The following is a 14,458-nucleotide window of genomic DNA, read 5'->3' on the forward strand; positions in this document are numbered from 1 at the left end:
ACCAATTTAACACTTAGTTGTAACCAATCTTGAGCCAGTACTTAGTTTAAAGCTTTTGGACTACAATCTAACTCGAAGTGTTACACCACTACTCATATTGAGTTAATCAATCAACAATTTAAACTTTAAGGATAAATACCTTACTAACTGTAAATGAATAAGAAAGAAGTTGAAGTTGTGCTGTCGCCTGAGGTGGCGTACAACGACGAAGTGCTGGAGCTGGAGCTTATTAAAAGTGCCGGTGTGAAGCCGGAAGATGTAAAGCATATTCACCGCATCAAGCGTTCTATTGATGCCCGCGGGCGCCAGGTGCTGCTGCGGGTCAGAGCCGATATTTACCTGGACACCCCTCCTGCTGATATTATCGCCCCAAGGTATAACTACCCTGATGTAAGCACTGAAAAGAAGGTTATTATTGTCGGTGCTGGTCCGGCTGGTCTGTTTGCCGCTCTGCGTTGCATTGAGCTTGGTCTGAAGCCTGTTGTGCTGGAGCGTGGGAAAGACGTCCGTTCGCGCCGCCGCGACCTAGCGGCTATCAACAAAGAGCATATCGTGAACCCGGATTCGAACTATTGTTTCGGGGAAGGCGGTGCTGGTACTTATTCGGACGGCAAACTCTATACCCGCTCCAAAAAGCGGGGCGATCTGCAGCGTATACTCGAGATTTTCGTGCAGCACGGTGCTACCCGCGATATCCTCTTCGATGCACATCCCCATATCGGTACAAACAAACTGCCCCGTATTATTACCGCTATCCGCGAAACTATAGAGGCTGCAGGTGGCGAGGTGCTGTTCGATAAGCGTGTCACAGACTTTATGGTGGAGAAGGATGAGATGAAAGGCGTCGTGACGCAGGATGGGCAGGAGTATTCCGGTGAAGCCGTTATACTGGCAACCGGCCATAGCGCCCGCGATATTTTTGAACTGCTGCATAACAAGGGTATCACCATTGAGGCAAAGCCTTTTGCCATGGGTGTGCGTGTAGAACATCAGCAAAAACTAATTGACAGCATACAGTACAAGTGCGAAGCCCGCGGTTGCTGGCTGCCAGCCTCTTCCTATGCGCTGGTACACCAGACGGTATATGATAACAAGCAGCGCGGTATTTTCTCGTTCTGCATGTGTCCGGGTGGATTTATCGTACCTTCTGCCACATCTCCTGGTGAGGTGGTGGTGAATGGTATGTCCCCGAGTCGCCGCGACTCTAAGTTTGCCAACTCAGGTATAGTCGTAGCGATAGAGCTGGAAGACATGGAGCTTGACAAGTACGGTCCTTTGGCCGGATTGCGTATGCAGGAAGCCCTGGAGCGCAAAGCTTGCGAAATGGCAGGTGGCACCCAGAAAGCTCCCGCCCAGCTCCTCCTTGACTTTACACGTCAGAAAACCGGAGGAGCCCTGCTGGAGACTTCCTACCAGCCTGGCTTGACACCTGTAGACATGAACAAACTGTTCTCCCCTGCTATGGCTTATCGTCTGCGGGAAGGTTTCAAGGCCTTTGGCAACAAAATGCGCGGCTACCTGAGCAACGACGCCCAGATCATTGGGGTGGAAAGCCGTACCTCCTCCCCTGTACGGATACCCCGCGATAGAGAGACCCTGGAGCATGTGCAGGTGAAGAACCTGTACCCATGTGCAGAAGGTGCCGGTTATGCAGGTGGCATTGTGTCAGCGGCAATGGACGGGGAACGCTGTGCCGAAAAAATAGCAGCAAAAGTGCTCCGACAGGTATAGCCAATTGGATTGTATATGTCTTATACCTGATTGCCCTGTAACGTTTCAGAGCGTATAGCTGTTAAATAGAGGGAGCAAAATATCTGAACTATGAAAAAGACACTTGTACTGGGTGCTACTGATAATCCTTCACGTTTTGCCTACAAGGCTATACACCGGCTGCAACAGCATGGTCACGAAGTGGTGCCAGTGGGCATTCGAAAAGGAGAAGTCGGCGGGCAGCCCATTATTACTGATAAGACACAAAAGATTGATGGCATTGATACGGTTACGCTATATGTAGGGCCACAGAATCAGCCAACATGGTATGATTACATTATCTCCCTGCAGCCCAAGCGCATTATCTTCAATCCGGGTACTGAAAACCGTGAATTGGAGCAAATGGCCGAGGATGCAGGTATAGAAACCATGCACCATTGCACGCTGGTGATGCTGGCTTCCAGCACCTATTAAAATTTTTTCAAAATATTTTTTGGAGGCTGTAACTTCCGGAAAAGCCGGGCGTATAATCCAATATAATCAAAGTTTGCAGATGGCATTTGTTGTCTATGCAATCTTTAGAAAAAGGGATCTTTCAAGAGATCCCTTTTTTGTTTTTATGCCTCCCTTCTCAGCACTTCCAATGGTGGTCTGTTCAGTACCCCGCGGCTGTTGAGCAAACCCACTGCCACAGTAAGCAATGTCACCAGCACAAAGATGATCAGCAGTGGCCAGAGTACTGGCACAAAGTCCATCTCAAAGCTAAATACAGCCAGGGCCCATGCGGCACCAAAGGCGATCACGCAGCCTACAGCGGCAGCCAGTACACCCAGCATCATGTATTCCATTAGCGTTATACCTAATATCTGCTTTTTGTTGGCCCCAAGTGTACGCAGGAGCACACTCTCTTGTACCCGCTGATATTTGCTTACATTAACTGAGCCTACCAGCACCAGTAATCCTGTGAAAATACTGAAGAGTGCCATAAACTGGATTACAAAAGAGATCTGGCTGACCACTTCCTCGAGTGTCCGTAGGATCAGGTCGAGTCCGATAGCTGATACGTTCGGAAAGGCCTCCACGACGCGGCGCTGAAACTGCGCAGCTTGTTGCTCGTTGTCACTGCGCGTCATTAATACATGAAACTGAGGCGCTTCTTCCAACACTCCTGTGGGGAAAAGAACCTGGAAGTTGGTCTGCACCCTGTTCCAGTCCACACGCCTGATATGGGCTACGCGGGCAGGTATAGTTGCTCCCTGCACATTGTACAGCAGCGAATCACCGACTTTAACTTTTATCCGCTCGGCATAGCGTTCCTCCAGCGACACGGGCACCTTACCACTGCCGCTATACTGGTTTTCGCTCCAGGCGCCCTCCTGTGTCTTTTCAGAATCGCTCAATCGGTCACGGTACGTCACCCGATACTCCCGCGTGAAGTTCCATGGTCTGATTTCCAGCGTGGTATCCTTGCGTACATCTGCCAGTGTCAGGTTATTGATCTGCTCAAGCCGTACTGTCACAATCGGGTCAAAGTAGAGGATCGGGAGTCCCTCCTGTTTTGTCAGGTCAGCTACCTGCTCACGCTGAGCATTCTGAATGTCAAACAATACCAGGTTTGGCTGTTCTTCAGTACCTGAAAGCGATACTTCGCTAAGCAGTGTTCGCTGCACCATGAAAAGCGTGCCGATCAGGGCCGTACCTAAACCGATGGAAACCACCAGTAGCAAGGTCTGGTTGTTTGGTCGGTACAGATTGGCCAACCCCTGACGCCATATGTAGCCCCAGTGCGACGGGAAAAAGCGCTTGACAGCCCATGACAGGCCTTTTGCGAGCAGAGCCAGTACCAGGAAGGCTGCAATGACCCCACCCGTGAAGTATAAGGCCTGCCACCAGGTGCCCATTTGCCAACGGGAGAAAATAACGACAAAGGCCAGTATCAGACCATATACCGCCCAACGGAGCGGGTCTTTCTGGTTGGTCAGGTGCTCTACCGTGGCACGCAGGGTAATCAGAGGCGAAACCTGCCGTATGCTTAACAGAGGGAGCAGCGCAAAGAGCACCGATACGACCACACCCAGCAATATACCTTGTGCAGCAGCAGTTACGGAGAAATAGGCATCTACCGATACCGGCAGGAAGGAGCCAAACAGCTCTGGCAGCACCAGTTGCACGACGCTACCTAATACCGCACCAGCGAGTCCGCCCAGTAACCCCATGCCCATCACCTGGAACAGGTATACCAGAAAGGCCTGTTTGCCGCTCATACCCAGACAGCGAAGTATACCAATGGTTGCCAGCTTGTCACGCATGTACACATGCACGGCACTGGCTACTCCCACGCAACCTAACAGTAGTGCCACAAAGCCTACTAGTGCCAGAAAACGGGCCAGTTCATCATAAGAGCGGCCCATACTCTTTTTGCGGGTCTCTACCGTGTCGTAGAACATACCTAGCTCCTCAAAGCGCGGATCCAGCCTGTTGCCTAGCGTATCGGGTTGTACACTATCATTCAGGTCGTAGTAATAATAATAAGATACCCGGCTGCCGCGCTGTATCAGTCCGGTTTCGGGCAGGTATTGTCTCGGTATGTACACCACAGGCGCAACAGCAGCCGTCATGGCGGTCTGGCCAGGTATACGGTGCAGGGCTCCTTCGATAGCAAAGGTCAGCGCACCCACCCGGATCGAGTCGCCCGGCTGGGCCTCGTATTGCAGCATCAGGTTGTAATCCACCAGTGCTCTTCTGTCTTCACGGAAGCTTCGGCTGGCTTCTACCGGGTCGGTTTCAATGGCTCCGAAGTAAGGGAACTCCCCTTCCAGCGCCCGCACCTGCACAAGCCGGGTGTCGTTGCTCTTCACAAAGTATACCATCGACATCATGCGGTTCTCGTCAGAACGCTTACCCAGTGTGCTCACCGAATCGATCAGGGCCATGGAAAGCGAATCAGGCTCTTTGTTCATGCCCATCACCAGGTCTGCGCCTATAAGGCCACGGGCCTTATCGTCAATGGCTACCTGCAGACTGTCGCGGAAAGAGTTGATGGCCACCAGCGCGGCTATACCCAGCACAATAGACGACAGGAACAGCACCAGCCTGCCCCGGCTGCGACGGGTATCGCGCCAGGCCATTTTGAGCAGCCAGGGTATGTTTAGTTTCGGTTTATCCGGATTTGGCTTGTTGTCAGACAAGGTATACTTGATGTTTAGTGAGGTAAGAGTTTATAAACTTGATGCTTATACCTTAGGAAAGGTTGGAGTCCTCGGACTGGTGAACCGTTTCAGGAGCCCCTGTATCAGACACCACATGCCCGCCCTTTATGCGAATAATGCGTTGCGTCTTTTCGGCCAGTTCCAGATCGTGGGTTACGAGTACCAGCGTAGTACCCGCTTCTCTATTCAGGTCAAACAGCAGCTTTTCAACCTTATCGCCGGTCTCCTCGTCCAGGTTACCGGTTGGCTCATCGGCAAAGAGGATGGTAGGTCGATTGGAGAAAGCCCTTGCGAGCGACACCCGCTGCTGCTCTCCACCTGAAAGCTGAGTCGGGTAATGGTCGTGGCGCTCAGCCAGTCCCACGCGGGCCAGCAGATCCATGGCTTGTCGCTGCACGTTGCGCTCACCACGCAGCTCCAAGGGCACCATCACGTTTTCAAGTGCCGTGAGTGTAGGTATAAGCTGGAAATTCTGAAAGATGAAGCCCACGTACTGGTTACGAACCTGCGCCCGGGCGTCTTCACTCAGGTTGTCGAGGCGCACGCCATTGAGAACAACAGAGCCGCTACTGGCCCTGTCAAGTCCAGCACAAAGGCCCAGCAAAGTGGTTTTGCCGCTTCCGGAAGGCCCTACGATAGAACAGGTATCTCCGGCCTGCAGCGTAAAGTTGATGCCCTCCAGCACCGTCAGGTGACGGTCGCCGCTGTCGTAGGTTTTCTTCAGGTTGTTGATTTCTAGTATAGTAGACACGTAGGTAGTGTTTTTATGAAATTGAACGACGGGTATAGCGCAGTAGGTATAGCTACTGCTGCACTATTCCCGAACCTAATAACTTATACAGGTCGTTATAGGTTTTAAGATTGATAGAACTAAATTTAGCAAAAAATAAGCTACATGAACAAAACGAGCAAGTATATCTCTTTATTCCTCGCCCTCTTCCTTACCCTGTCGGGCTGCGAGCAGGCCACTACCACCGAGCAGGTGGCAACAGAACAACAGACACAATTAGACACCACTACTACAGCTGAAGCACCGAAAAACGAGCGTATCAAAACCATTGTGTTCTTTGGCAACAGCCTTACTGCTGGCTACGGGCTGGAACCTGACCAGGCCTTTCCGGCGCTGATCCAAGAGCGAATCGATTCCCTTGGTCTACCTTACAAAGCCGTAAATGCCGGACTTAGCGGTGAAACTTCTGCCGGTGGCAAAAGCCGTATTGACTGGTTGCTGAAGCAGCCAATCGATGTATTTGTGCTGGAACTGGGTGCTAATGACGGCCTGAGAGGTATAGACCCGGCTTCGACCTATGATAACCTCGGGACAATCATTGACAAGGTGCGTGAGAAAAATCCGGAGGCGGAGATCATTTTGGCAGGTATGCAAATGCCGCCGAGCATGGGGCAGCGCTATACCCAGGAGTTTCAGGAGGTGTTTACCCGACTGTCCAACGACAAGAATGTAGCGCTTATACCTTTCCTGCTGGAAGGTGTGGCAGGCGACCGGGCGCTTAACCAGGGCGATGGTATTCACCCGACTGTAGAGGGACAGCGGATACTGGCAGATAATGTGTGGTCCGTACTGGAGCCAATTTTAGTGGCCAAACGAGCCTCCTAAGGCACTTTCTGAAAAATAATTAATTTATTTTCAAAGTTTTGTAACCAATTGTAACACTAGTCACGTATAAAAGCATGGCTAAAAGTTGAAAGTTTAATTAATAATTAATCCTTTCAAAAAATAACAGCGCCGGTCCCTTCATTGGAGCCGGCGCTGTATTTTTTTACATGGATTCTATACCTGGCTACTCTTCTGCCACTTCAGATTTCATCTTCTCGGCCAGTACATAGTAGGCGCCTTTGGTAACTACCTGCGCAGTGGCAGGCATTTCTTTCAAAGGCTTTACTTCCATAAAACTATTCTCGGCTATACCTGTCTCCACTTCCTGCATGCGAAAAGTCGTTGGCCCCTCTTTCACAAAAACATAGTGCTTGCCCTTGTAGCGTACCACCGATTCTTCGGGCAGCGCGGGTAAATCCTGTTTTCCGGCCAGAATCTGTGCGTTCACATACATACCGGGCAACAGGTTGGCGTTTTTGTTGTTCTCTAGTTCGGCATGCACCGTCACCATGCGCGAATCGCCTTCAAATGCCCTGCCCAATGCGAAGATCTCCGCCTCCAGTGGCTCCCCGGCTACATTTGGCATGGTAAACAGTACTTTCTGTCCTTCTTTCATTTTGCTGAAATCCCGCTCAAACACGCTGAGTTCTAAGTGCAGGTGGTGGTTGTTCACTAGTTCGAACATCTGCTGGCCCGGTTGTGCATAAGAACCCATGTTCACGTCGATAACGCGTACAAAGCCATTAATGGGCGCCGTGATGGCCATGGTAGAGGTGATCTGCCCTGCTTCCACGTTTTTAGGCGATATGCCCATGGCAGACAGGTGGGTGGCAAGTGCCTTTAGCCGTGCCCGTTGTACCTGCACGTCTGACTCGGCCTGCTCAAAACGCTTGCGAGAGCCCACCTGTTCTTCGTTAAGCGTACGCTGGCGATCGTAGTCCTGCTCCGCAAAACGCAGCTGGTTGCGTGTAGTCAGGTACTCTTCCTGCAGCTTGATAAGCTCCGGGTTTTGGATTGTGGCCAGCACCTTGCCTTTCTGCACGTACTCCCCTTCTTTTACAGGAATAGAGCGCACTACGCCTCCCATTAAAGGATTGATACTGGCCTTGTTCTGAGGGGGCAGTTGAAGTTGTCCGTTAGCTGTCACGCGGGCCGAAAGCGGCTTGTTTTCGATCGTGCCCAGTTCAATGCCGCCAACCTTTTGCTGCGCTTCGGAAAATGAAACGACAAAGGGCGATGCGGTGGTGGAAGTTTCCGTTGTAGCAGCCTCTGGTTCCTCGGCTGTTGCTTGTTTAGAGCATGCCGCCAGACTGAGCAGTCCGCACAGGGCGATGATTTTTATGTTATATGCTGTCATGTTATTCGATTCCTGCAGTAAATTCTAAACTGATAATGGTTTGGTTGTAGTCGCGGAGGGCGTTCAGATAATTATTGCGCAGTTGGTACGCCTGGTCGAGCGCTTGCACATACTCTACATAGTCGATGTCGCCGGTGCGGAAGCTGAGTTCAGCGGCCTTGTTCATCTGGTCGGCCTGGCGTAACGCTCCCTGCTCAAAGAATGCCAGGGTGTTGCCATGCTTCTGCAGTTCCTGCGCCAGATTCTGTAGTTCGGTAAGGAGTATCTGCTGCTGATACCGCACCTGGCTTTTCACGGCCTCCTCGTTCATCTTAGCCGCCTTTATACGCGACCGCTGTGCCCCGAACCAGAGCGGAACGGCTATACCTACCTCGTATCCCGTAAAACGGTCACCGGAATTGTATATCCGGTTCGGGTTCTCACGCGGTACTTCGCCTATAAAGGTTTGATTGAAGTAACCGACTGTAAAGTCTGGCAGCAGACGAGATTGCTCCAGTTGTTTCTGCCGTCCAGCTACCTGTGTCGCGCTTTGCAGAAAGGCGATATAGGGGTTGGCAGCCAAAGCTGCACTGTCCGCCTGCAAGATCAATTCCCGCCTGCTTAGTCTCACTTCTTCAAATTCCAAAGGCTCCTGTGCCTGCAGAAGCTGAAGGAGTCGGCGCTCGGCTATCTGCTGGTCTGCCTGGGCTTGCTGCAGTTCGGTTTTTACACCCAAGCTGCGGGTCTCGGCCGTGGCCTGCTCCAGATAACCAGTCTCTCCTGTTTTGAAGCGAATGGTGGCGGCCCTGGTAAAGCGTCCATACAGACTGTCCTGTTGCTGCAGAAGGCGCAGGCGCTCGTTGTGGTACTGCAACAAATACCAGGCCTGCTTCACGTCCCGAATCAGCTCCCGCTCCACGATCTGCTTCTGCGCTTCAGCCTGTTGGATGGTGGCATCAGCCAGTCGTGCCTGATCGCGGTATACCGTCGGGAAGGCAAACTGCTGGGAAGCGGAGATATATTCATCTTTATTGATGGTGCTGATCTGGCCCCTGCTGTAGGAGAGGTTGGTCTTGGGGAGATCTGTCGCAGCGCCGCGCAGGGCCTGCTCGCGCTCCACACCATAAGCTGCACTCTTTAAACCGAGGTTGTGCTCCCGGGCATAGTTTATGCTCTGCTGCAGGTTCAGCGGCCCTTGTGTTGTCTGCGCTATACCTTGTACCGGGTAAAGCAGACTGCCGGCTACCAGAAGGAGCGCAATCAGGTGGGCAGATACAGGTTTGCGCTGCAGCTCCTCTTCCGTGTACTTTTCATTCGAAGAGAAAATGTAATAGAGCACCGGCAGTACCACGAGAGTCAGCAGCGTGGAAGTGAACAGGCCTCCAATCACTACTGTAGCCAGCGGACGCTGCACTTCGGCTCCGGCTGAACCGGAAAGGGCCATCGGCAGGAAGCCCAGTGCGGCCACAGACGCAGTCATCAGTACCGGGCGCAGACGAACACTCGTGCCGAGCAGCACCCGCTCGTAGACATCGGTCATACCCTCCCGTTTGAGCTGGTTAAAGTAGCCGATCAGTACGATTCCGTTTAGCACTGCCACTCCAAACAAGGCGATAAATCCCACGCCTGCCGAGATACTGAAAGGCATATCGCGCAGCCAGAGGGCAAAGATGCCGCCGATCGCTGACAAAGGTATAGCGGTGAAAATAAGCAGACTTTGCTTCACGGACTTAAAGGCAAAGTACAGGAGCAGCAGGATCAGCAGAAGAGCCGCCGGAACGGCTACTGATAGGCGTTGCTTGGCGTGCACGAGGTTTTCGAACTGACCGCCGTAGGTAATGAAATAGCCAGCTGGAAGGGGCAGCTCACGGCTCAGTTTGTCCTGTATCTCGGTCACAATCGACTCCACATCCCGCTCGCGCACGTTGAAGCCCACCACAATACGGCGACGGCCTTCTTCACGTGAGATCTGCATTGGTCCTTCTTCAAAACGGATGTCAGCTACCTGTTGCAAGGGCACTTGCCCGCCTTGTGGGAGTCCTACAAACAGGTTCTCGATGTCATTAAGGTCACTGCGGGAGCCACCCTCCATGCGCACGACCAGGTCAAAGCGGCGGTCGCCTTCGTAAATGGCCCCGGCAGCCTGTCCGGCAAAGGCCGTACGGAGCACGGCATTCACATCAGCCACCTGCAAGCCATACTGCGACATGCGGGCGCGGTTGTAGTCCACCACGATCTGCGGCAGCCCCGTCACCTCTTCCACATAAATGTCCTGCACACCTGCTACGGGAGTTATCAGTTTATCAACCTGATCGGCCAGCTCCGAAAGCTGATCCAGATCCTCTCCGAATATTTTGATAGCAACGTCCTGCCGTGCTCCCGTCATGAGCTCGTTGAAGCGCAGCTGGATGGGTTGCTGAAAGCCATAGTTTACACCCGGCAGCACTTTCAAGGCTTCATCCATTTTGGCTGCCAGTTCTTGTCGGGTGCTGGCGCTGGTCCACTCGTCTTTATCTTTGAGCAGAATCATGACGTCAGCCGCCTCAATTGGCATCGGGTCCGTTGGAATCTCTGCAGTCCCTATCTTACCGATCACCTCGGTCACTTCAGGGAATTGCGTTAATAGAATTTCACTGGCTTTAGTCGTCGTTTCGATGGTTTGGCTGAGAGAGGCTCCCGGCACAAGACGTAGGTCCATCGCAAAGTCACCTTCTTCCAGGTCTGGCAAGAACTCCCCTCCCATGCGGCTGAACACAAACAAACTGAAAGCAAACAAGATTAATGCTGCTCCAATTACAAGCGCCTTGCTGTGCAGGGCAAAGGTGATGACCGGACGGTATACCCGCTCCAGAAAGCCCATGATCCGGTCGGATATGTTCGGCTTGTGCTTTGTCGTCTTACTCAACAAGAGAGTAGAAACCATCGGCACATAGGTGAGCGACAGGATGAAAGCGCCCATAATAGCAAAGCTCACGGTCTGCGCCATCGGCTTAAACATCTTACCCTCTATACCTACCAGCGCCATGATGGGCAGGTATACGATCAGGATGATCAGCATACCAAAGGCGGCTGAGTTCATGATGTTGGAAGCAGCGCTTTTCACTTCCAGGTCCATCTCTTTTTGGGTCAGGCGGCGCAGTGGCAGGTCCTTGTTCTTGACCACAATGAAGTGCAGCACGCCCTCCACGATAATCACAGCTCCGTCCACGATCAGACCAAAGTCGATCGCGCCCAGACTCATCAGGTTACCTGACACGCCAAATACGTTCATCATACCCAAAGCGAAGAGCATAGACAAAGGTATAACCGATGCCACGACCAGTCCTGCCCGCAAGTTGCCCAGCAAGAGCACCAGCACAAAAATCACAATCAGGCCGCCTTCGATCAGGTTGGTTGCCACGGTGTTGATCGCTTTCCCTACCAGGTCACTGCGATCGAGATACGCTTCAATTATGAGGCCCTCCGGTAGCGAAGACTGTATAGTGGCAACTTTATCCTGCACATTTTTGATCACTTCAGACGAGCTGGCTCCTTTCAGCATCAGTACGATGCCGCCGACCACTTCGCCTTCTGTATTGCGGGTGAGGGCCCCATATCGAACCGGGTGGCCGTATTGTACCTGTGCCACATCACGAACAAGCACCGGCATGCCATTTCGGTTGGAAACCACGATCTTCTCGATGTCTTCCAGGGTGTTTACCAGTCCGAGGCCACGGATAAACAGGGCACTCTGATTTTTTTCGATGTAGGCCGCACCCGTATTTTCGTTGTTCTGCTCCAGCGCTGCAATTACATCCGTCACGGTCAGGTTCATGCTGCGGAGGCTGGCCGGATTTACGGCTACTTCATACTCTTTCAGGAAGCCGCCAAAGCTACTCACATCGGCCACACCGGGCGTGCCGAGCAGTTGCCGGCGTACAATCCAGTCCTGAATGGTGCGGAGTTCAGTTGGGCTGTATTTTTTTTCACTGCCCGGTTCTGTGATCAGCACATACTGGTAAATTTCGCCGAGGCCGGTGGTGACAGGGGCCAGTTCTGGCGTCCCCATCTGTTCGGGAATCTGTCTGCTGGCCTCTCCTAATCGCTCGGTGATCATTTGCCGGGCCAGGTATTGATCCACCTCGTCTTTAAACACGACTGTGATCACTGAAAGACCAAAGCGCGACACAGATCGCATCTCGATTACATCCGGAACGTTGGCCAAAGCCATTTCAATGGGGGTGGTAATGAAGCGCTCGACTTCCTGGGCCGCAAGTGTTGGCGAGGATGTGACCACCTGCACCTGGTTATTGGTGATGTCGGGTACTGCATCAACGGGCAGCTGTGTCAGGGAGTAAGTTCCCCAGACGATCAATGCCAGTACCATCAGCCCCACCACCAGTTTATTATGAATCGAAAAATCGATGATTTTATTAAACATGGTAAGCTTGATTTTAATCAACAGAAATAGGTATGCAGCAAAGACTCAAGCACTTTTATGGCTTGTGGTTATCATTAAGCTGCATTTTATCTTGATAGAAGAATCAGGCCACCAGCCGTGGAGGATGCCACCAGGTAGAGGCGATCTTTATTTCGCGCAACTCCGGATAAACAAGAGGTTTGGTTTGAGGGATGAAAGGAACACGGAACACGATATGCTCGGGCTCAACCGTGACCGTGAATGTGGCGCAACAGCCGCAGCTGCAGAATAGCGGGCAAGTGTCTTCGTGAAAGGGCGACTCACCCGTGGTGTCCGCTACGTCAGTCAGATTGGGAAGGTGCTCGTGACTATCCATAATCTTATCTGTGCACGGCAGACAGGCCGTCCAAAACAGGAAGATTGAGAAAAGGATTGCCACGAACTTCATTTCTACAAATATAAGGTATTCTGCTCTAAACAGGTTCCAGGTATACCTATTCAGAACAATTCTTAAAAAGCGAAAGTCTGAAGCTAGTGTTAATGCCGAAATAGTTAAATAAAATCTAGTTGGTAGTCAGTATTTTATAGTTAATGATGCCACATTCTGAAAAAAATATGAGAAATTTATTTTTGCTTAGGCAACCTCCGGGTGGGTATCTACATCTAAGAGGTAAAGAGAGACAAAAACAGCTCACTTAAGGCCAGAAAAGCGACATCATTTGATAAAATTTTACCCAGCGTGACGGAACAGGAGTTAATAGCAGGTTGCCAGAAGGCCGAAAGTAAAGCGCAGAAATGCCTTTACGAGCGCTTCGCTTCACCGATGTACGGTGTGTGCCTGCGTTACCTCAAAAACCAGATGGACGCGGAAGAGGCTTTGCTGAACGGGTTTATGAAGGTATACCAGAACATAGACAAGTTTGAGGGCAAAGGCAGTTTCGAGGGTTGGGTAAGACGCATCATGGTGAATGAAGCTCTTGGGTTTTTGAGAAAAAAAGAGTCGCTATACCTGTCTGTTGAAGACGACCACATACAAGTGGCAGGCAGCATGGGAGCCGATCACGATCTGGCTGAAGGCGAATTACTGGATTTGTTGCGCACTTTACCTGCCGGCTACAGGGCAGTTTTTAACCTGTATGCAATTGAGGGATATTCACACAAAGAAATAGCCGACATGCTAAATATCACGGAAGGCACTTCGAAATCGCAGCTAAGCAAAGCACGTGCTATGCTGCAGCGAAGACTAACCGGTCAGGAAGCAGTCGCCAGCTAATATAAAAGGAGGTTCAATTATGAAACCAGAAGACATAGACAAACTATTCAAAGAGCGATTGGGCCCTTCTTCGCCCACGCCTCCTGCCGATCTTTGGAACAGATTGCAGGACCGGATAGAAACTGAGATGCCCGGCGCCCAGAAGGAGGACGCGAAGCCCCGAGGCTTTATGTGGCTCTCCTACTCCATTGCGGCGGCTATTGCACTGGTGCTGTCGGTGGGCGTCGTGTTCTATAATGTGCAGAACGGTACCGTGCCTGTAGACAGAGACGGCCTGGCGGACCGCAATGGTCTGAAACCTGAGCAACCGCTTATTATCACAGCACCTGCCCCAGCAGACGATCAGCTGGAACAAGTAATTGAAGAGCATGCCGCTACCCCATCAGCAGGTGAAGAATTGGTTGAGCCTGTCAGTCCAGCTGAAACTGTTGCTCCAGCACCTACGCAGCCAAAAACGGTTAAGAAGCAAGTGATTGCCAAAGCGGAACCCAGCGCGGAGACAAAAAAGACCAGGCCTGAAATCAGTACAAAGAGCGTTGCTACAACGCAACAACTGGCGGCTCAGGTAGAAAAGCCAGCTATACCGGATGCTCCTCAGAAAGGAGACTACTATAACACAGGAGAGACAACTCCGGTTGCTTTTGCCGCCAACACAGTCGACATGAATGCTCAGCCAGTAGAAATTATAATAAAGCGGGCTGTCCATGTACAGGGGGTTGAGGTCGATGAAGAGTTGAGCGGCTTCGAAAAGAAGCAAAAACTTGCCAAGAATATCTTCAAGCAGGTTCGTAACCTCTCGAACGGAGAAAAGGTTGAGTTGTCGGAACTCGGTATAAACGCAGACAGAATTGCACTTGAAACTCAAATTGGAAAACAGAAAATATCAAAAGTAATTAATCTCTAATCTTTTAAAACC

The 14,458-nt window shown here is 51.5% G+C and carries 10 protein-coding genes; 5 read left to right on the forward strand and 5 right to left on the reverse strand.

Annotation, left to right across the window (positions count from 1 at the left end; all coding sequences use genetic code 11):
* The first annotated feature begins 153 nt into the window (after positions 1–153).
* On the forward strand, positions 154–1,731 hold the full coding sequence (locus tag Q1A54_RS06435; RefSeq protein ID WP_299985999.1) for an FAD-dependent protein: 1,578 nt from the start codon (positions 154–156) through the stop codon (positions 1,729–1,731).
* Positions 1,732–1,821: 90 nt separating this feature from the next.
* Positions 1,822–2,184: a CoA-binding protein gene (locus Q1A54_RS06440; protein WP_196114858.1), complete on the forward strand. Its 363-nt coding sequence runs from the start codon at positions 1,822–1,824 to the stop codon at positions 2,182–2,184.
* 143 nt (positions 2,185–2,327) lie between these two features.
* Here Q1A54_RS06440 and Q1A54_RS06445 read toward each other — a convergent pair whose 3' ends face one another.
* A complete protein-coding gene (locus Q1A54_RS06445) occupies positions 2,328–4,838 on the reverse strand; it encodes an FtsX-like permease family protein (protein WP_299986911.1) in 2,511 nt (836 codons plus the stop codon).
* Between the two features lie 112 nt (positions 4,839–4,950).
* Positions 4,951–5,670: an ABC transporter ATP-binding protein gene (locus Q1A54_RS06450; protein WP_007652491.1), complete on the reverse strand. Its 720-nt coding sequence runs from the start codon at positions 5,668–5,670 to the stop codon at positions 4,951–4,953.
* A 144-nt stretch (positions 5,671–5,814) separates the two neighbouring features.
* Between Q1A54_RS06450 and Q1A54_RS06455 the strand changes: the two genes are divergently transcribed.
* On the forward strand, positions 5,815–6,534 hold the full coding sequence (locus Q1A54_RS06455; RefSeq protein ID WP_299986002.1) for an arylesterase: 720 nt from the start codon (positions 5,815–5,817) through the stop codon (positions 6,532–6,534).
* Between the two features lie 184 nt (positions 6,535–6,718).
* On the opposite strand, the gene Q1A54_RS06460 is transcribed toward Q1A54_RS06455, so the two are convergent.
* The 3 genes from Q1A54_RS06460 to Q1A54_RS06470 form a co-directional block, all read right to left on the reverse strand.
* Positions 6,719–7,891 (reverse strand): efflux RND transporter periplasmic adaptor subunit, encoded by a 1,173-nt coding sequence (locus tag Q1A54_RS06460; RefSeq protein ID WP_299986004.1) that lies wholly within the window; start codon positions 7,889–7,891, stop codon positions 6,719–6,721.
* A 1-nt stretch (position 7,892) separates the two neighbouring features.
* Positions 7,893–12,290 carry a CusA/CzcA family heavy metal efflux RND transporter gene (locus Q1A54_RS06465; RefSeq protein WP_299986006.1) on the reverse strand — a complete coding sequence of 1,466 codons (4,398 nt, stop codon included), beginning with the start codon at positions 12,288–12,290 and terminating at the stop codon, positions 7,893–7,895.
* 103 nt (positions 12,291–12,393) lie between these two features.
* Positions 12,394–12,717 (reverse strand): DUF6660 family protein, encoded by a 324-nt coding sequence (locus tag Q1A54_RS06470; protein ID WP_196114864.1) that lies wholly within the window; start codon positions 12,715–12,717, stop codon positions 12,394–12,396.
* Between the two features lie 291 nt (positions 12,718–13,008).
* Between Q1A54_RS06470 and Q1A54_RS06475 the strand changes: the two genes are divergently transcribed.
* Both Q1A54_RS06475 and Q1A54_RS06480 read left to right on the forward strand, forming a co-directional pair.
* Positions 13,009–13,542, forward strand: a complete 534-nt coding sequence (locus Q1A54_RS06475) for a sigma-70 family RNA polymerase sigma factor (RefSeq protein WP_299986010.1) — start codon at positions 13,009–13,011, stop codon at positions 13,540–13,542.
* 19 nt (positions 13,543–13,561) lie between these two features.
* Positions 13,562–14,446 carry a hypothetical protein gene (locus Q1A54_RS06480; RefSeq protein ID WP_299986012.1) on the forward strand — a complete coding sequence of 295 codons (885 nt, stop codon included), beginning with the start codon at positions 13,562–13,564 and terminating at the stop codon, positions 14,444–14,446.
* Positions 14,447–14,458 lie beyond the last annotated feature (12 nt).

Source organism: uncultured Pontibacter sp. (genome assembly GCF_947502515.1).
Classification (GTDB): domain Bacteria; phylum Bacteroidota; class Bacteroidia; order Cytophagales; family Hymenobacteraceae; genus Pontibacter.